The sequence below is a fragment of the Ruegeria marisrubri genome (assembly GCF_001507595.1).
GTDB lineage: Bacteria > Pseudomonadota > Alphaproteobacteria > Rhodobacterales > Rhodobacteraceae > Ruegeria > Ruegeria marisrubri.
This window is the reverse complement of the sequence record NZ_LQBQ01000036.1, coordinates 152,109-169,484: the sequence shown is the minus strand read 5'-3', so window position 1 is coordinate 169,484 and position 17,376 is coordinate 152,109. Positions and strand designations below refer to the sequence as shown.

The following is a 17,376-nucleotide window of genomic DNA, read 5'->3' as shown; positions in this document are numbered from 1 at the left end:
GGATTTGCCCGACCTACCCACCCCTCAACCGCTGCATCAGGTAGACTTCGCTGCCCTCGGGAATCGGCTCGGTCAGGCCGCTGGCGATGATGCGGCCGTCGATCGCCACCGACACGCCGGCCTGGATCGGGCCTTCGAGCTGGGGATAGGCGCGGACAAGCTCGCGCAGCAGCTCGCCGGTGTTGGAGGCCTCGACCTCCACCACCTCGCGGCCCCCGGTCAGTGACCGGAGGCCGGACCAGAGATGGACCTCAACCATCGCCCTTCAGCGCCGCCAGCACGCGCGGCGGCGACATGGGCAGCTGGCGCATCCGCACGCCCGCCGCGTTCGAGACGGCGTTGGCGATCGCGGCCAGCGGTGGCACGATGCCGGTTTCGCCCACGCCGCGCACGCCGAAGGGGTGGCCCGGATTGGGCACCTCGACGATCACCGTGTCGATCATTGGCAGGTCGCTGGCGACGGGAATGCGGTAGTCGAGGAACACCGCGTTCTGCAGCCGGCCATCCTCGCCATAGATGTATTCCTCGTTCAGCGCCCAGCCGATGCCCTGGGCCGCGCCGCCCTGGAACTGGCCCTCGACATAGGTGGGGTGGATCGCCTTGCCCGCGTCCTGGATGACGGTGTAGCGGGTGATGGTGGTCTTGCCGGTTTCCCGGTCGACCTCGGCATCGACGATATGGGTGCCAAAGGACACGCCCGCGCCTTCGGGCGTCGCCTCGAAATGGCCCGAGATCGGGCCGCCCGTGCGCCCCATGTCGGCGGTGATCTCGGCAATCGGCAGCGGGTCGAAATCGCCCGCGTTGGGCCCCGAAGGCACCGCGCAGCCGTTTTCCCATTTCACCGCATCGACCGGGATGCCCCACTTGGCCGCCGCGCGCTCGCACAGTTTCTCGACCGCATTTTGGGCGGCCTTGATCGTGGCCAATCCGCTGGCATAGGTCACGCGCGAGCCATGGCTGACGTCGTTGTAGCCCAGCGTGGCGGTGTCGGCGACGGTCACGCGGATGTTTTCGTACGGGATGCCCAGAACCTCGGCCGCCATCAGCGCCATCGACGCGCGCGAGCCGCCGATATCCGGGGTGCCGACCATGACCTGCGCCGAGCCGTCCTCGCTCAGCGCCAGCGACACCGAGGTTTCGCCGCCGTGGTTGAACCAGAACCCGCAGGAGATGCCGCGCCCCTGCCCCGGTTTCAGCGGGGCCGAGTAGTGGGGATGCGCCTTGGCGGCCTCGAGCGTCTCGACCAGTCCGATCCGCGGGTAGCGCGGGCCATAGCTGGCCTTGGTGCCCTCGCGCGCGGCGTTCTTGAGGCGCACGTCGATCGGGTCCAGGCCCAGCTGGTTGCACAGCTCGTCGATGACCGATTCCACGGCGAATGCCCCCATCGGCGCGCCCGGCGCGCGATAGGCGGCCTGTTTCGGGCGGTTGGTCATCACGTCATAGCCCACCTGCCGGACATTGGTCAGGTTGTAGGGGGCAAAGGCGCACATGGCGGTGAAATCCCCCGGCGCGCCGGGAAAGGCCCCGCCCTGCAGCCGGAACACGCCCTGCGCGGCGGTTATGGTGCCGTCCTTCTTCATGCCGATCTTGACGTCCATCGAGGCCGAGGCCGTCGGCCCGGTGGCCCGGAACACCTCGGAGCGGCTCATCACCAGTTTCACCGGACGGTTCGCCTTGCGTGACAGGGCCAGCGCGACGGGTTCGATGAAGACGGTGGTCTTGCCGCCGAAGCCGCCGCCGATCTCGGAGGCGGTGACGCGCAGTTGCGAGGTCTCGATGCCCAAGAGCGCCGCGCAGGTCTTTTGCACGATCCAGTGCCCCTGGGTGCAGCACCACAGTTCGCCCTTGCCGTCATTGCCCAGCATCGCAAGGCAGGCGTGCGGCTCGATATAGCCCTGATGGGTGGCCTCTGTGTCGAAATGGTCCTCGATCACTAGGTCGGCCTCAGCGAAACCGGCCTCGACATCGCCGTGGCCGCTTTCGTGGTAGCGCACCACGTTGGGGTGCATCCCCTCGGGCACCGAGTAATCGGCCGCACCCTCGCGGATCACCGGCGCATCGGGCTCCATCGCCTTGTCCACGTCGGTGACGTGGGGCAGCACCTCGTATTCCACCTCGATCAGTTTCAGCGCGTCGCGCGCCGCCAGCGCCGAGGTCGCGGCCACGGCCGCCACCGCGTGCCCGTCATAGAGCGCCTTTTCGCCCGCCATGACGTTTTCCAGCACGTTCCAGAACTCGCCCTCGAGCCCCGGCTTGAACTCCACCTCGTCCGAGAAATCGGCGCGGGTGACCACGGCCTTGACGTCCTTGAGCGCCTCGGCCTTGGAAGTGTCGATCTTCACGATCCGCGCATGGGCGTGGGGCGAGCGCAGGATCGCGCCATGCAGCATCCCCGGCGCATACATGTCGGCGCCGAACTTGGCGCGGCCGGTGACCTTGTCCAGCCCGTCCGGGCGGTCGGGGCGGGTGCCTACGAATTTGAAATCGGTCTTGCGGTCGTCGAGCGCCATCAGACGGCCTCCCTCAGTTCGGCGGCCGTGTCCATCACGGCGCGGATGATCTTGTCATAGCCAGTGCAGCGGCAGAGATTGCCGGCCAGCCAGTAACGGACCTCTTCCTCGGTCGGGTCCGGGTTCTTTTCCAGCAGCGCCTTGGCCGCCACCAGGATGCCCGGCGTGCAGACGCCGCATTGCAGGGCGGCGTATTCGATGAACTTCTTCTGCAACGGGTGCAGGACGTCGCCATCCGCGATCCCCTCGACCGTGCCGATTTCCTTGCCTTCGGCCTCGACCCCCAGAACGAGGCACGAGCAGACCAGCCGCCCGTCCAGCGTCACCGAGCAGGCGCCGCAGTCGCCGGTGCCGCAGCCTTCCTTGGCGCCGGTCAGGTTCAGCCTGTCGCGCAAGCAGTCCAGCAGGGTCTCGCGCGGGTCGCACAGGAAATCGACCTCGTCACCGTTCACGGTGGTGGTTACGTGGATCTTGCTCATGCCTTTTCTCCCTTTGCGCGGGCATAGGCGATCCGGGCCGCCCGTTTCGCGAGGACACCCGCGACCTCGGTCCGGAACTCGATGGTGCCGCGCTTGTCGTTGATCGGGTTGCAGGCGGCCGATGCCGCCGCCGCCAGCGCCTCAAGCGCGGCCTCGTCCAGCTTGGTGCCGATGATGGCCCTGGCGCAATCCTCGACCAGCAGAACGGTCGGCGCCACCGCGCCCAGCGACACGCGGGCCTCGGTGATCGTATCCCCATCGATGCGCAGGTTCACGCCGCAACCGACGACGGCGATGTCCATCTCGGTGCGCGGAATGAAGCGCAGATAGGCGTCGCCACCATTCTCGCCCCGCGCGGGGATGTGCAGGGCCGAGATCAGCTCGCCCTTGGCCAGCGAGGTGCGGCCCGGTGCGGTCGGGATCTGCTCAACCGGCACCTCGCGGTCGCCATTCGGGCCGGTGACCGTCACCGTCACGCCCGCGGCGACCATCGCCGGAACCGAGTCGGCGGCGGGCGAAGCGTTGCACAGGTTGCCGGTCAGCGTGGCGCGGCCCTGCACCTGGGTCGAACCGATCAGGTCCATCGCCTCGACCACGCCCGGCCAGTCGCGGCCAAGCTCGGGGTGTTCGCTCATCTCCGCGCCGGTGACGGCCACGCCGATGGTCCAGCTGCCGTCGTCATTGCGGGTGATGTCGCGCACGCCGTCGATCTTCTTGATGTCGATCAGCGTGTCCGGCGTGACGATATCGGCGCGCATCTGCACCAGAACATCGGTCCCGCCGGCAAGGAAACGGGTAATGCCCGTCGCGTTTGCGGCCAGCGCCGAGGCCTCGGCGAAACTGGCGGGGCTGTGGTAGTCCATGAATATACCTCGCACCTGTTGGTCAGGGGTCACTGGGGTTCGAGGGGGACGTTAGAGCAGCATTTTCGCCGCGTCCATGACATGAACGACTGTTTTTTCCCTACCTTCGCGTCGCTTTCAGGCCGTCCGCCTTGCGGGCCACGGGCCGTTACATGTCGATCTCGATGACACCGTCCGGCTTTGCCGCGCGGCTCTGGCACAGGATGATCGCGGAGTCGCGCTGTTTGTTGGACAGAACGAAGTCGCGATGTTCGACCTCGCCCGAGACGAGGCCGCATTTGCATACCCCGCAGATGCCGTCGGCGCATTTGACGTCCACGTGGATCCCCGCCTCGTTCAGCACCTGCGCCGCGTCCTTGTCCGCCGGCACGACCAACTCGCGCCCCGAGCGCGCCAGTTTCAGAACGAAGGGGTGATTCTCGTAGTCCGGCTGCTCGGGGACCGAGAAATACTCCAGGTGCCGCGCCTCTTCGGGGAAGCCCTGCCGCTCGGCCGCCTGGATGACGCCCTCCATGTAGCGGTCGGGCCCGCAGGTATAGACGTGCCAGCCCGGCTGATATCCCGACAGGATCGCATCCAGATCCGCCCGCGTTCCCTCGTCGGAAAAGTGGTAATGCACCCGGTCGGCCCAGGGCATGTTGGCGAGGTCGTCCAGATAACCGGCACCGGTCCGCGTGCTGGCCGAGTAGTGCAGCTCGAACTCGGCGCCCAGCGCGTGCAGCCGATGGGCGAAGGCGATCATCGGGGTGATCCCGATGCCGCCGCCCATAAGAAAGGTCCGGGTGGCGGTTTCATCCAGCTCGAAATGGTTGATGGGCTTCGAGATGAAGACCTTGCGCCCCTCGTGAAAGATCCGGTGCAGCAGAACCGAGCCGCCGCGGCCCTGAACCTCACGCAGCACGCCGATCTGGTATTTCGACCGGTCCGCCGGGTCGCCCGACATGGAATACTGGCGCAGGAACTCGGGCGCCACCAGCACGTCCAGATGCGCGCCCGCCGTCCATTCCGGCAGGGGCGCGCCATCCAGCGCCGAGAATTCGTATTTGCTGACATCCGGCGTCATCTTCTCGACCTTCGTCACCTCGACCCGCATGACCGGAGCGTCGCCGGCAATCGTGTAGCGATGCACCACCGACATGTCCCCGGCGGCCAGACGGGCCTTGTATTCCTCGGCGCCGACCATCGCCTGGTAGGCGGCGATCCCCGCCTCGCGATCCATCGCGAAGGGATAGGGCCAGGGATGCGGGGCCAGCGGGGCGGGATAGACGGCCAGGGTCTGGTCCTCGTATTTCAGGTCCAGATCCCTTTGCAGATCGCGCCGGTTCAGCGGGTGTTTCGTGGGGCGATAGGCGCCGTCGGGCTGAAGCTCGATATCCCACCACCATTTCTTGGTGTCGTTCAGCCCGCCATTGCCCACCGCGTCGTCCAGCCGTGCCAGCGCGGGCGCGGCAGAGGGGATGGTCATCGCGGCCCAGCGGAAGGGGCGTTCGGCGAAGATGCCTTCGAGGTTCCACGGGCAGGTCTTCATGCAGCGCCCGCACATCGCGCCGCCGGGCGTGGTGATCCGGTAGGTGGCGCATTTCTGGCTGTCGGATTTCCAGATCTCGTAGCCGTTGAACATCAGCTTGGGCCCGGCGGTGATCGCCCCCGAGGGGCATTCGCGGGCGCATTTGTTGCAGCTCTCGCAGAACCGCTGCAGGCCAAAGTCGATGGGCTTGTCATGGGCCATCGGCATGTCGGTCGTCACGACGCCCGACTTGAGGCGCGGGCCGAGGTAGGGGTTCAGGATCACCTCGCCGATGCGGCTGACCTCGCCCAGCCCCGACAAGAGCAGAAGCGGCGGCTGCAGCACTTCGCCATCCATCACGGTGTGGGCCTTGGCCTTGTAGCCCAGGTTGCGGATCTGCTGGGCGATCACCCCGCCCAGCAGCGAGAACCGCAGATAGGCGCGCATCGACTGGGCGACGCTGATCCAGTCATCGCCCGAGGCGCCCTCCATCGTCTCGTAGCCCTGGTCGATGATCATGCTGACGGCCTGATCATGGGGCGGCACGATTTCCTCGCCGGTGGCGTCGTGGGAATACCACGCCCACTCGGGGCACCGGCTGAGGCCCACGGCGTCGACGCCGAGGAAATAGCTGGCGGCCTTGATGTTCGCCGCGTTGCGCTCGGCATCGGTGGGTTTTGCGACCTCGGCGCTGTCGCCGTCCTGAAGCAGGACGAACGCCCCCAGCGCGCGGCGTTGGGCAAAGCTGGGTGCGGCCTTGCGGGCATAGTGGCCGCCCTTGGCCCCGTCCTGCAGGGCCTTACCCATGTCGCCGAACTGCGCGCGCGCGAACATGTCGGCGCGTTTCGGCACCCGCGCCACGTTGGCCTCGTCGATATAGGTGGTGGGCTCCTCGACTCGCCTGAGGCGTTCGAACGGGTGCGCCCCGTCCATGTAGCGGCGCCTGGCGTAGGGATCGCGGTTCAGGGCATTCTTGGCAAAGCCCGCGCCCAGCCACCAGGCCGGGCCTTGTGTCTTGAACCACGGCTGGCGGGACATCGGCACCAGCGGCCGGTCATGCGCGATCTCCATCTCGGTGGTCACGGCGGCCAGCCCGAAGCGTTCGCCCAGCCACGGCGCGACCAGACGGCCGTCCTCGGCCGAGACCAGCCCCGCCGCCACCGCCAGCTTGCCAAGGTCAACGTCCGTGGACGTAACCGTGTGCGCCCGCGCATCGAAGCCCAGAAGCCGGATGTAATTGGCGATCACCACCGCGTTCTCGGTCGCCAGCAGGCAGGCGCGATGGTCCTGCGCGTCCATGATCCACTCGGCCCCCGGCTCGTCCGGCTCGGGGTCGCGGTTGTGCTCGTAGAGGAACAGGATGGCGTGGCGGTGGCTGTCGATGCCGGTGGGCGCGGCCTCCATGCTTTCCTTGAGATCGGCCATGATCACGTCGATGCCCGAGGCCAGCGTCTTGGTCTGGCGCGTCCTGAGCGCGTGGGCCAGCCGGTCGATATCGGGGTTGCGGCGCGGCTCGGCCAGCAGCGCGTCGCGCGGCAGCGGGCCGCATCCCATCATCGAGGCGTCGTTAAAATAGCCGAAGGCTTTCAGATGGTTGGCCCGTTCCACGGGGTCCGAGGGGATTTCCGCCATGGCCGGGTTGACGAACCCGTCGCGGATCGCGTCCATCATCGCCTGGAACTCGCCCATCGCGTTGACGATGCTGTCGGGTTTTTCCGGCCGGTGGAAACTCAGCACCGGCATCGGCGGAACCGCCGACAGGTCGGGTGTCCCGCCCCGGCGTACGAGCCGTTCCAGCGGATAGCGCCCCATGTGAACGGGCCGGTTCCTGTCCGAGAAAAAGCGGATTCCCATTGCGTCCTCCTGTATTCGGTTTTCCCTAACGGGAAATGGACAGCAAAACCATTCATGTATAATCATAAATCATATGAGCAGTTTCGATTTCACCGATCTCGACGGCAAGGTTCTGCGGGCCTTTCTGACCATCTTGGAGGAAAACTCGGTGTCGCGGGCCGCCGACCGGCTGGGCGTCACGCAATCGGCGGTCAGCCACACCCTGTCCAAGCTGCGGACGGTGCTGGGCGACCCGCTGTTCGTGCGGTCCGGCCAGGGGCTGACCCCGACTGAGCGGGCGCTGGCCCTGAAGGAGCCGGTCCAGAAAGTGCTGGACGGGATGCGCGCCCTGACCGACGAGCGGCCCTTTGATCCGCTGTCCGAGGACATGCAGTTCCAGGTTGCCGCCAACGACCTGCAACGCGAGCTTGTGTTCCCCCGGCTACTGCACGAAGCCCGCGCCGAGGGCATCCGTCTGCGCCTGACCTTCGTGCCTTCGGGGGTTCCCGACGCGACGATCCTGCGCAGCGACCGCTGCCAGTTGATGCTGACGCCGCTGCCGCCGGACGGGCCGGACATCTTTCAGAAACGGTTGCTGACCAGCCCATTGATGGTGTTCTACGATGGTGACCATCGCGCCCCGCCCGCAAGCTGGGAGGAGTATTGCGCCGCCGAGCATGTCGAGGTGCGCTTTGCCGACGGGCGCAGCGCCAATGCGGTGATGCGGGGCGTGGATCAAAGCCAGATCCGGCCAGCCACCGTGACCCTGCCGCATTTCAACGCCATCCCGTCCTTCGTTCTGGGCAGCGACCTGATTTCGACCGATACCGCCCTGATGAAACGGGGGCCGCTGGCCGCGCTGGACTGCGCGCCCCTGCCGTTTCAGTGCGAGCCCGTCCCGATCTACATGGTCTGGCACCGGCGTTCGACCGGCGACCCGGCACATCGCTGGCTGCGCGGCCGTATCGAGAAAATCGCCGCCGCGCTTCAGGCCTGACGTTTCAGCCAGTCGCGCATCAGGGCCACAAGCTCGGGCTGGCGCGGCTGACGGGGTGCTACGATGTAGAAGCCCAGGTCCTCGACCAAGCTCTGCCGCAAGGGTTGCACCAGCCGGCCCGAGGCCAACTCGGACGACACCAGGGGCGCATTGGCAAGGGCAACCCCCTGCCCCGCCACAGCTGCGTCGATGGCAAGGCTGGTCTGGCTGAAATTCATCAGGCGCGGCTTGCCGGATACGCCGATCCGTTCCAGATAGAGCGGCCACAGCCCATGCGTGTCATTCAGCAGGACATGCCGCACCAGGTCCCCCGGCTGCGTGATCTCCGCCGCCAGATCCGGACTGCACACGGGCACGTATTCGGTGCCGAAGAGCGGCTCGGCCACCAGCCCCGGCCCAAAGGGCGGGCGGGTTTGCCGAACCGCGATGTCAATGCCGTCGCTCTGGAAATTGGCAAGCCGTTCGCCCGCATCCACCTGCACGCCGACCTCGGGGTGTTTCGCCGTGAAATCGCCCAGACGCGGCACCAGCCATTTGGCGGCGAAACTGGGCGTGACCGAGATGGTGAGGCTTTGCCGGCCGCCCAGTTCCTCGGTCGCTTCCTCGATCAGCCGGAAAGCCCGCCGCAAGGGGGCGTGATACCTGCGCCCCGCCTCGGTCAGCCGCAGCCCGCGCGGCAGGCGGTCGAACAGCTGCACGCCAAGCCGCGCCTCGAGCCCGCGCACCTGTTGTGCCACGGCGCCCTGGGTCACGCCGATCTCGTCCGCCGCAAGGCGGAAATTCAGATGGCGGCCCGCCGCTTCGAAGGCGCGCAGGGCATTGAGAGGCGGAAGTGACGGCATATGGAACCCTGTAGAATTTCTACAGGATTAAGGCAGCAGAACTGATTGGTCAATGTGGGTGGTCGCGGCCAGACTGGTGGCAACGGAACAAGGAGACTTATCATGACGGAGAAAGTGGCTCTGATCACCGCCGGCGGCAGCGGCATGGGCGCGGATGCGGCGCGGCGGCTGGCGGCGGACGGGTTCAAGGTGGGCGTCCTGTCCTCGTCCGGCAAGGGCGAGGCGCTGGCGGCCGAGCTGGGCGGCGTGGGCGTGACCGGCTCGAACCAGTCGAATGACGACCTGCAGAGGCTGGTGGATGCGGCGATGGCGCATTGGGGGCGGATCGACGTGCTGGTGAACTCGGCCGGGCATGGCCCCCGCGCGCCGGTGCTGGAGCTGACCGACGAGGACTGGCACCGCGGCATGGAGGTCTATTTCCTGAACGCCGTGCGCCCCACGCGGCTGGTGACGCCGATCATGCAGGCGCAGGGCGGCGGGGCGATCATCAACATCTCGACCTTCGCGGCGTTCGAGCCGGACCCGGTCTTTCCGACCTCGGGCGTGTTCCGGGCGGGGCTCGCGGCGTTCACCAAGTTGTTCGCCGACAGGTACGCCGCCGAGAACATCCGCATGAACAACGTCCTGCCCGGCTTCATCGACAGCCTGCCCGAGAAGGAAGAGTTCAAGGCCAAGATCCCCATGGGCCGCTATGGGCGCAGCTATGACGAGATCGCCTCGGTCATCGCGTTCCTGGCCTCCGAGGGCGGCGGGTACATCACCGGGCAGAACATCCGGGTGGATGGCGGGATCACCCGCTCGGTCTGATCGGTCAGAGCCGCGCCTTGACCAGGTGCGTGAGCGCCGCGCCGGTTTCAAAGAAGGCGCGGCGCAGGCCCGTCCAGCTCTCGTGATGGGCGGGCACCGGCGGCAGCGGCAGGCGGGCGGGCTCGCCCGTCAGCAGGCTGTCGGCCATCATGCGGCCGAACACCGTGCCCGGACCGATGCCACGCCCGGAATAGCCGTGCGCCGACAGCGCGTTCGGCCCGATCTGAACCAGTTTCGGGATATGGTCCGAGGTCATGGCAATGCGCCCGTGCCAGCCGTCCTTCAGCGGTTGGTCGGCCAGCGCGGGAAAGATCTGCGCCAGTTTGCGCGTGATCCAGCCGCGATGGGCAAAGCTGCCCGCATGGCCCAGATCGCCCATCGCCCCGATCACCAGCCGCCCGGCCTGATCCATGCGGAACGAGGTCATGATCAGCCCGGTATCCCAGCACCCTTCGCCGCCCGGCAGCAGGGTGGCGCGGATGTTTTCGGGCAGCGGGTCGGTGGCGTATTGGAAGTAATAGACCGGAACATAGGCTTGCCGGGTGTCGGGCAGGCCGGCGTGATAGGCGTTGGTGGCCTGGATCAGCGCCTTGGCCCGCACCCTGCCTTGCGGCGTGTCCAGATGCCAGATCTCGCCATCGTGGCGCAGGGCCTGCACCGGGCTGCTGGCGAGGATCGCTGCCCCGGCCTGCTGCGCGGCGCGGGCGAGGCCCTGCACATAGGCCAGCGGCTGGATCGTCCCGGCGCGCGGGTCGAAAATGGCGCCGTGAAAGGCGGTGCTGCCGCTGCGGCGGGCGGTCTCCTGCGCGGACAGCAGCTCGACCGGAGCGCCGTCGGCTGACAGCTGTTGGTGGCGGGTCTGCAGGTCGCGCAGGCCCTTGGGCGAATGGGCCAGATGCAGGGTTCCGGCCTGCACCGGCTCGCAGTCGATCTCAAGGTCGCGGATCAGGCGGAACACCTCGGCCGGGGCCTGCGCCAGCAAGGCAATCAGGCGGTTGCCCGCCGCGTCACCCAGATGGGCGCGGATCTCGGCCGGGGGCAGCCACAGCCCGGCATTGGCCAGCCCGACATTGCGGCCCGACCCGCCATGGCCGATCTCATGCGCCTCGAGCAGGCAGACCGAGGCCCCCGCCTGCGCCGCGTGCAGCGCCGCCGAGCAGCCCGTGTAGCCACCGCCGATCACGGCGAGGTCCACCGTGACGGACCCGGTCAGAGGCGGGGCGTCCACCCGCTCGCGGCTGGTCTTGGTCCACAGGCTGGTTTCCGGGTCGGTGGTCATGGGCGGGATGTCCTTGAATGCGCGCGCAGATTTCCCGAGGGCTCAGCCGATGGCAAGGGGTCTTTGATCCTCGCGCCCCAGCGCGATCAGGAACGGGTCCTGTGCCTGCAGGGCCTGAAAGCTGTTTTTGTCGGACATGCCGCGCCAGTTGGCCAGCACCAGCGACTGCGCCACCGCACCGCCCAGCGTGGCGCCCGGGCCGGTCACGATGAACAGATCGGGCGCGAATTCGCGGGCCGCCGTCTGCACCGCGCGGGTGAAATCGTAAGGCTCGGTCACCTGATGGCCCAGCGTGTAATCCCACAGCGCACCCGTGTCGGTGGCGCCGGGCCACCAGATCTTGCCGCGCCCGTCGATCATCGGCAGATCGGGCTGGGTGAACAGTGTGGCGGGCAGCTGGCGGCGGCCTTCCTGCGCCACCGGGGCCTGCAGGCGCGTGTGAAAGGCCGCGTGGTTGGCCAGCCGCATCGGGAACCGCTCCTGCACCAAGGGCTGCCTGGCCTCGAAGGCCCTCAGCCCGGCCTCGTTGCCGGCCAGCACCAGCATCCCGCCCAGGTCGATCGACAGGGCGAGGTCATGTTCGGGCAGAGAGTCGATGCGCGCCACCTCGGCCAAAAGCTCGGCCTTGCGGGCCGGGTCGTCGCGCCAGTCGTCGCCGGTGAAGGGATAGACCAGCTGCCCGCCGATCAGGTGGGTCTGCATCAGCGTGCCCATCGTGTTGACCACCCGGAACCCGTTTTCCGGGCTGAGCGCCCCCGCGGCGGCCAGCGCGATATACCAGCCCATCGAGTTGCCGGTGACGGCCACCACCTCGATATCCTCGGCCAGCGCCTGCGCATCGGCCAGCGCGGCGGCATAGATCAGGGGCGAGGCCACGTCGCCGCGCGAATACTTGCTGACCGAGAAGCGCGACGCGCCATCCAGCGCGGTCACCGCCTCTTGCCCCGTTTCGGCGCGGATCGCGTCGAATTCGCGGAACAACTTCATCCGGTTCGAATGGTGGCGGTGCAGATAGCCCAACTCGGGCTTGTTGTAGGTGCCCCGGCCGGGGCAGATCACGACGGCGGTGCGGGTCATTTTGCAGCTCCGGTCAGGGTCAGGGCGGCGGCCACGATCCCCTCGCGCGAGGGCAGCGGCGCGGCATAGGCGGGGCCGGTGGCGATGAAGCAATCCTCGGCCACCACGCGGGCGGTGGGCAGGTCGGTTCGTTCGGCAAAGAGCGTCATCAGCGCCTCGGACTGGCTGCCGGTGCGGCGGCATTCATCGACGATCAGGACGTGCTTGCAGCCCTTGGTGGCCTCCAGCAGCGCCTGTTCCGGCAGCGGCGCCAGCCAGCGCATGTCGATGATGCGGGTCTTGAGGCCCGCCGCCTGCAACTCGGGCAGCGCCTGTTTCGACAGGTAGTGCCCGTTGCCGTAGGTCACGATCGCCAGATCGGTGCCGTCGCCATGCACGCCGACCTCGCCCAGCGCGATCCGTTCACCGGGCGCGGGATAGCGGGTCATCCAGGCGCCGTCCTGCCCCTCGTGCAGGTCGCGCATCGGGTAGAGCGCGATGGGTTCCAAGAACACCACCACGCGCTGCTCTTCACGCGCAAGGCGCACGCATTCACGCAGCATCCGCGCCGCGTCCGCCCCGGTCGAGGGGCAGGCAATGATGATGCCCGGAATGTCGCGCAGCACGGCCAGCGAGTTGTCATTGTGGAAATGCCCGCCAAAGCCCTTCTGATATCCCAGCCCGGCGATCCGCACGACCATCGGGTTGGTGAACTGCCCGTTCGAGAAGAAGGGGAGCGTGGCGGCCTCGCCCCGGATCTGGTCCTCGGCATTGTGCAGATAGGCGAGGAACTGGATCTCGGGGATCGGGACGAAGCCGTTATGGGCCATGCCGATGGCAAGGCCAAGGATGGACTGTTCGTCCAGCAGCGTGTCGATCACCCGGTCGGGGCCGAAGCGCTGTTGCAGCTTCTGCGTCACGCCATAGACGCCGCCCTTGCGGCCCACATCCTCGCCCATGCAGACGATCTCGCCATGTTCCAGCATCAGGTCGGTCAGCGCCCAGTTGATCAGGCGCGCCATCGGCTGCGGGTCGTCCATCGCCCGCAGGTCGCTGCCGAAGGCGGCGGCGCGGGCCTCGGCGCTGGGGCCGTTGGTGGGCTTGCAGGGGCGCTTGGGCGGGATCAGGCTGGCCGCGACCTCGGCGGCGCTGGCCAGATGCGGGCGGGTGGCGGCCTCGGCCGCGATGCGGTCGGTGCGGGCGCAGGTGTCAGTGTAGATCTTCAGCGCCTGATTGGGCGACAGCGCCCCGGCCTGATCCAGCAGGCGCACCGAATGCAGCAGCGGATCGTTGGCCTCGTCCGCCTCGACCTCGGCACGGCTGAGATAGGTGGTGGGCACATCCGCCCCCGCATGGCCGTAGAGGCGCACGGTTTTCAGGTGCAGGAAAGCCGGTTTGCGCCGGGTGCGGACATAGTCGGCCGCCTGCTGCGCCACCGCGAAGGTCTCATAGATGTCCAGCCCGTTGGCCTGGAAATACGTGATGCCCGAGCGATGCTCCATCGAGGCCTGAATCCAGCCCTTGGGCGTCTTGACCGAAATGCCGATGCCGTTGTCCTCGCAGACAAAGAGCAGCGGCAGCGGGATTGACTGCACGCTGGTCCAGCCGGCGGTGTTGATCGCGCCCTGCGCGGTGGAGTGGTTCGCGGACGCATCACCGAAGGAGCACATGGCGATGCCATCCTCGGGCAATTGCCGGTGCTCGGGGTCGTGTCGCCGCGCCGCGCCCAGGCTGTAGGCCGCCCCCACCGCCTTGGGCAGGTGGCTGGCGATGGTCGAGGTCTGCGGCGGGATCATCAGCGCCTTGGAGCCCAGCACCTTGTGCCGCCCGCCCGAGGTCGGGTCCTCTTTGGAACAGGCAAAGCTCAGCAACATGTCCCAGGCGATCTGCTGGCCGGGCACCTGCTCGGCCCGGGCGATCTGAAAGGCGGCGTCGCGATAGTGCAGAAAGGCGATGTCGGTCGGGCGCAGGGCGTGGGCCACGGCGGCCATGCCCTCGTGCCCTGACGAGCCGATGGTGTAGAACCCCTGCCCCGCCTTCTGCATCGCCCGGCTGGTGCGGTCCAGCGCGCGGCTGAGCACCTGCGAGCGGAACAGCGACACCGCCTCGGGTGCGCTGAGGCCCGGGCGCGGCGGCGCGCCTGCGGGCAGGTCGCGATTGGCGACACGGGTCAGGAAGTTTTCGTGAACGATCTGGGCGCGATCCATCTGGGTTCCCCGGTCAGGTCAGAGTTTGGCCGTGGCGTCGGCGATCCGGCGCAGGCCTTGGGTCAGGCTATCGGTGTCATAGGCGAAGGAAAGCCGAAAATGCCCCGGCATGCCAAAGGCCCGCCCCGGCACCACCGCAACGCCGGCATGATCCAGCAGGTGGCGGCAGAACGCGGGGTCCGAGGGCATCGCCTGAGGCGTCTGTGGAAAGACGTAGAACGCGCCGTCGGGCACCGGGCAGGCCAATCCGGCCGCGTTCAGTCCCGCCACGACCAGATCGCGGCGCGCGCGCATGGCCGCGCGACGCTCGGCCAGCAGGTCCTGCGGCCCGGTCAGCGCGGCCAGCGCCGCCGCCTGCGCGATGGAACAGGCGCCCGAGGTGATCTGCCCCTGAACCGCCGCCATCGCCTTGATCAGCGGCGCGGGGCCGATCCCCCAGCCGATGCGCCAGCCGGTCATCGAATAGGCCTTGGACACGCCATTCACCGTCAGGGTGCGGTCTGCCAGCGTCGGCACCGCTTGCGTGAAGGGGGTGAAGGGCGCATAGGCAAGGTGCTGATAGATCTCGTCCGAAATCACCCAGACCTGGCGGTGCCGCTCCAGCACCGCGCCCAGCGCCCGCAGTTCGGCCTCGGTGTAAACCGCCCCGGTCGGATTCGACGGCGTGTTCAGCAGCAGCCAGCGGGTGCGCGGGGTGATCGCGGCCTCGAGTTGTTCGGGCGTCAGCTTGAAACCCTGTTTGCGCGGGCAGTTCAGCACGATGGGGACGCCGCCGGCCAGTTTCACCATGTCGGCATAGCTGGTCCAGAAAGGCGCGGTGGTGATGACCTGATCGCCCGGGTCCAGAGTGGCCAGGAATGCGCCGACCAGCACCTGCTTGGCCCCGGTCGAGACGATCACCTGCGCAGACTCGACCCCGGCCTGTTCCGCGATAGCGGAACGCAGGGCAGGGGTTCCGGCGGTGGCGGGGTATCGCGTCTGACCGTCCAGCGCCGCCTTGTGCGCGGCCTCGACCACATGCGGCGGCGTCGGGAAATCGGGCTCGCCGGTGCTGAGCGCGATCACGTCCACGCCCTGCGCCCGCAACTGCGCGGCCCGTTCCGAGATCTGGACGATCTCGGACAATTCGATCCCGTCGAGTCGCCCTGCCCTGCGAAATCCGCCCAAACCGTTCTGAATAGTCATGACATTCCCACCGCGCTCTGGCCGCTTTCTCGCCCTTTTCGCTCTGGAACAGGGAAAACGCCAGTGATATTCCCTCCACGAGGCATGAGGAAAAGTCATATGATCGCACCCCGCCGCTTTCTGCCCTCGATCTCGTCGCTGCTCGCGCTCGAAGCCGTGGACCGCCTGGGCAGCGCCTCGGCGGCGGCCGAGGAACTGTCTCTGACCCAAAGCGCCATCAGTCGCCAGCTGAAGGTGATGGAGGAGCAGTTGGGCGTCTCGCTGATCCAGCGGACGCAGATGCGCCTGCGCCTGACCCCCGCCGCCAAGGAATACGTGGAAACCGCCCGCGCGGCGCTGCAGCAACTGGCGCAGGCCTCGCTGAAGCTGAAGGCAAACCCCACCGGCGGATCGCTGAACCTGTCGATCCTGCCCGCCTTCGGCATGCACTGGCTGGCGCCGCGCCTGCAGGATTTCGCGCGGCGCCATCCGGAAGTGACTGTGAACCTGAACACGCGGCTGAGGCCCTTCGACTTCGCCGCCGAACCCTTCGACGCTGCCATCCATTTCGGAGAATGCAACTGGGCCGGGGTGAACTATCTGCGGATCATGCGCGAAGAGGTGCTGCCGGTCTGCGCGCCCGGGCTTGGGCAACAGGCAACGGACAGCCCTGATTGGCTGCTGAGCGCGCCGCTGCTGCATCTCGATACCCGGCCCGACGCCTGGGAGCGGTGGTTCGCGGCACAGTCCATCGCAGCCCCGGGCCTGCGCGGGATGCTGTTCGACCAGTTCTCGACCATGATCCAGGCCACCATTCACGGGCTGGGTGTCGCCTTGCTGCCCAGCTACCTGATCTCGACCGAGCTGGAAGCCGGCCGTTTGGTTCCGGCCTGCCCCGCCCCGCCGGTCAGCCTGGGCGACTACTACCTTGTGTGGCCACAGGATCGCGCAGAACCCGCGCCGCTTGTCTCGTTCCGCGCCTGGCTACAAGGGCAGTTGACGACGCAACCCGAATGAGCCCATCAGGGCTCAGAACTTGCCATTGTCGTTCTTCCATTCACTCTTCGGTGCGATCTTTTCGGTCGTGTCCCAATGTTCGACGATCTTGCCGCCCGCGACGCGGAACAGATCGTAATAGGCACTGGGAACGCCGTCGAATTCGCCCTCGCACTGGGTCAGAACGAAATCGCCCTGCGCCAGCACGCGATGCAGCCGGTGATAGTCGATCCGCCGTCGGCCACCCCGATGCTCGGACAGCGCCGCGCGCAACTGTGACACGTCATCCCTCAGCCGTGGATTGTGTTCGGTGTAGTCGCGGCGGTCCAGACACGCATCCAGCCGGTCCAGATCGCCGCCCACCAATACGCTTTCGACAAAGGCGCGCACAAAGGCCCGGTTGGCTTCGGTCCGGTCAAGGTCACTGGCCTCGGTCGGGCCGTCCACCATGGAATGGCCCGACGGGTTCGGCCCTTGCCGCGGCTGGATGTTGTCCCAATGCTCCACCGCGCGACCATCCTCAAAGCGGAACAGCTCGAACCCGATATTGCGGCGCGAGAAATCGTATTCGGTATGGGCGAACACGAAATCCCCGTCCTCGAAGGCCCGCACGACGTTGACCCGCGGAGAGGTCCGGGACAGGCGCTGGAACAACACGGCCAGCCCCTCGCTGCCCTCGTGGGTCTGAGGGTTGTGCTGGATGTATTTCGCCTCGTTGACCACCGCGACCGGCCCCGGATCGCCGGTTTCTATGCTTTTCAGCAACGCGCGGATCCGGTCCTTGTTCGATGCGGTCATGGGGCCTCCTGCCGGGTGGCGGTCACGCCACACTGATC

At 67.5% G+C, this 17,376-nt stretch carries 14 protein-coding genes; 3 read left to right on the top strand and 11 right to left on the bottom strand.

From position 1 onward, the window contains the following. Positions 1 to 13: 13 nt before the first annotated feature. The 5 genes from AVO45_RS16345 to AVO45_RS16325 form a co-directional block, all read right to left on the bottom strand. Positions 14 to 259 carry a MoaD/ThiS family protein gene (locus AVO45_RS16345; RefSeq protein WP_068349179.1) on the bottom strand — a complete coding sequence of 82 codons (246 nt, stop codon included), beginning with the start codon at positions 257 to 259 and terminating at the stop codon, positions 14 to 16. After that, positions 252 to 2,510 carry a xanthine dehydrogenase family protein molybdopterin-binding subunit gene (locus AVO45_RS16340; RefSeq protein ID WP_068349176.1) on the bottom strand — a complete coding sequence of 753 codons (2,259 nt, stop codon included), beginning with the start codon at positions 2,508 to 2,510 and terminating at the stop codon, positions 252 to 254. Before AVO45_RS16340 ends, AVO45_RS16345 begins: the two co-directional genes overlap by 8 nt. After that, positions 2,510 to 2,989, bottom strand: a complete 480-nt coding sequence (locus AVO45_RS16335; RefSeq protein WP_068349174.1) for a (2Fe-2S)-binding protein — start codon at positions 2,987 to 2,989, stop codon at positions 2,510 to 2,512. Before AVO45_RS16335 ends, AVO45_RS16340 begins: the two co-directional genes overlap by 1 nt. Next, a complete protein-coding gene (locus tag AVO45_RS16330) occupies positions 2,986 to 3,852 on the bottom strand; it encodes an FAD binding domain-containing protein (RefSeq protein ID WP_068349172.1) in 867 nt (288 codons plus the stop codon). Before AVO45_RS16330 ends, AVO45_RS16335 begins: the two co-directional genes overlap by 4 nt. Positions 3,853 to 4,000: 148 nt before the next feature. Then, the gene (locus tag AVO45_RS16325) at positions 4,001 to 7,213 is read right to left on the bottom strand and encodes a reductive dehalogenase (RefSeq protein WP_068349169.1); all 3,213 of its coding nucleotides are present in this window, start codon (positions 7,211 to 7,213) and stop codon (positions 4,001 to 4,003) included. 73 nt (positions 7,214 to 7,286) lie between these two features. On the opposite strand from AVO45_RS16325, the gene AVO45_RS16320 reads away from it, so the two are divergent. Next, positions 7,287 to 8,189, top strand: coding sequence for a LysR family transcriptional regulator (locus AVO45_RS16320; protein ID WP_068349165.1), 903 nt, complete (start codon positions 7,287 to 7,289; stop codon positions 8,187 to 8,189). Here AVO45_RS16320 and AVO45_RS16315 read toward each other — a convergent pair. After that, positions 8,180 to 9,031 (bottom strand): LysR substrate-binding domain-containing protein, encoded by an 852-nt coding sequence (locus AVO45_RS16315; protein WP_068349162.1) that lies wholly within the window; start codon positions 9,029 to 9,031, stop codon positions 8,180 to 8,182. The genes AVO45_RS16320 and AVO45_RS16315 overlap by 10 nt on opposite strands. Positions 9,032 to 9,133: 102 nt before the next feature. Between AVO45_RS16315 and AVO45_RS16310 the strand changes: the two genes are divergently transcribed. Beyond that, positions 9,134 to 9,838 (top strand): SDR family oxidoreductase, encoded by a 705-nt coding sequence (locus AVO45_RS16310; RefSeq protein WP_068349161.1) that lies wholly within the window; start codon positions 9,134 to 9,136, stop codon positions 9,836 to 9,838. Positions 9,839 to 9,842: 4 nt separating this feature from the next. Here the strand turns inward: AVO45_RS16310 and AVO45_RS16305 are convergent, their stop codons facing one another. From AVO45_RS16305 to AVO45_RS16290, 4 genes are read right to left on the bottom strand one after another with little or no spacing between them, the layout of a single operon-like run. Further along, a complete protein-coding gene (locus AVO45_RS16305) occupies positions 9,843 to 11,117 on the bottom strand; it encodes an NAD(P)/FAD-dependent oxidoreductase (protein ID WP_068349158.1) in 1,275 nt (424 codons plus the stop codon). A gap of 42 nt (positions 11,118 to 11,159) precedes the next feature. After that, positions 11,160 to 12,194, bottom strand: coding sequence for an acyl carrier protein (locus AVO45_RS16300; RefSeq protein ID WP_068349155.1), 1,035 nt, complete (start codon positions 12,192 to 12,194; stop codon positions 11,160 to 11,162). Continuing rightward, positions 12,191 to 14,380, bottom strand: a complete 2,190-nt coding sequence (locus AVO45_RS16295; RefSeq protein ID WP_068349153.1) for a dehydrogenase E1 component subunit alpha/beta — start codon at positions 14,378 to 14,380, stop codon at positions 12,191 to 12,193. The genes AVO45_RS16300 and AVO45_RS16295 overlap by 4 nt, the downstream gene beginning before the upstream one ends. A gap of 18 nt (positions 14,381 to 14,398) precedes the next feature. Further along, positions 14,399 to 15,565, bottom strand: coding sequence for a pyridoxal phosphate-dependent aminotransferase (locus tag AVO45_RS16290; protein ID WP_068349150.1), 1,167 nt, complete (start codon positions 15,563 to 15,565; stop codon positions 14,399 to 14,401). A gap of 99 nt (positions 15,566 to 15,664) precedes the next feature. Between AVO45_RS16290 and AVO45_RS16285 the strand changes: the two genes are divergently transcribed. Next, on the top strand, positions 15,665 to 16,561 hold the full coding sequence (locus tag AVO45_RS16285) for a LysR family transcriptional regulator (RefSeq protein WP_068349147.1): 897 nt from the start codon (positions 15,665 to 15,667) through the stop codon (positions 16,559 to 16,561). A 12-nt stretch (positions 16,562 to 16,573) separates the two neighbouring features. Here the strand turns inward: AVO45_RS16285 and AVO45_RS16280 are convergent, their stop codons facing one another. Then, the gene (locus AVO45_RS16280; RefSeq protein WP_068349144.1) at positions 16,574 to 17,338 is read right to left on the bottom strand and encodes a nuclear transport factor 2 family protein; all 765 of its coding nucleotides are present in this window, start codon (positions 17,336 to 17,338) and stop codon (positions 16,574 to 16,576) included. Positions 17,339 to 17,376: the final 38 nt, after the last annotated feature.

What these genes read in the sequence shown, in the direction of transcription:
- AVO45_RS16345 (WP_068349179.1), bottom strand. Translation starts at nt 259, where the DNA reads ATGGTTGAGGTCCATCTCTGGTCCGGCCTCCGGTCACTGACCGGGGGC.
- AVO45_RS16340 (WP_068349176.1), bottom strand. Translation starts at nt 2,510, where the DNA reads ATGGCGCTCGACGACCGCAAGACCGATTTCAAATTCGTAGGCACCCGC.
- AVO45_RS16335 (WP_068349174.1), bottom strand. Translation starts at nt 2,989, where the DNA reads ATGAGCAAGATCCACGTAACCACCACCGTGAACGGTGACGAGGTCGAT.
- AVO45_RS16330 (WP_068349172.1), bottom strand. Translation starts at nt 3,852, where the DNA reads ATGGACTACCACAGCCCCGCCAGTTTCGCCGAGGCCTCGGCGCTGGCC.
- AVO45_RS16325 (WP_068349169.1), bottom strand. Translation starts at nt 7,213, where the DNA reads ATGGGAATCCGCTTTTTCTCGGACAGGAACCGGCCCGTTCACATGGGG.
- AVO45_RS16320 (WP_068349165.1), top strand. Translation starts at nt 7,287, where the DNA reads ATGAGCAGTTTCGATTTCACCGATCTCGACGGCAAGGTTCTGCGGGCC.
- AVO45_RS16315 (WP_068349162.1), bottom strand. Translation starts at nt 9,031, where the DNA reads ATGCCGTCACTTCCGCCTCTCAATGCCCTGCGCGCCTTCGAAGCGGCG.
- AVO45_RS16310 (WP_068349161.1), top strand. Translation starts at nt 9,134, where the DNA reads ATGACGGAGAAAGTGGCTCTGATCACCGCCGGCGGCAGCGGCATGGGC.
- AVO45_RS16305 (WP_068349158.1), bottom strand. Translation starts at nt 11,117, where the DNA reads ATGACCACCGACCCGGAAACCAGCCTGTGGACCAAGACCAGCCGCGAG.
- AVO45_RS16300 (WP_068349155.1), bottom strand. Translation starts at nt 12,194, where the DNA reads ATGACCCGCACCGCCGTCGTGATCTGCCCCGGCCGGGGCACCTACAAC.
- AVO45_RS16295 (WP_068349153.1), bottom strand. Translation starts at nt 14,380, where the DNA reads ATGGATCGCGCCCAGATCGTTCACGAAAACTTCCTGACCCGTGTCGCC.
- AVO45_RS16290 (WP_068349150.1), bottom strand. Translation starts at nt 15,565, where the DNA reads ATGACTATTCAGAACGGTTTGGGCGGATTTCGCAGGGCAGGGCGACTC.
- AVO45_RS16285 (WP_068349147.1), top strand. Translation starts at nt 15,665, where the DNA reads ATGATCGCACCCCGCCGCTTTCTGCCCTCGATCTCGTCGCTGCTCGCG.
- AVO45_RS16280 (WP_068349144.1), bottom strand. Translation starts at nt 17,338, where the DNA reads ATGACCGCATCGAACAAGGACCGGATCCGCGCGTTGCTGAAAAGCATA.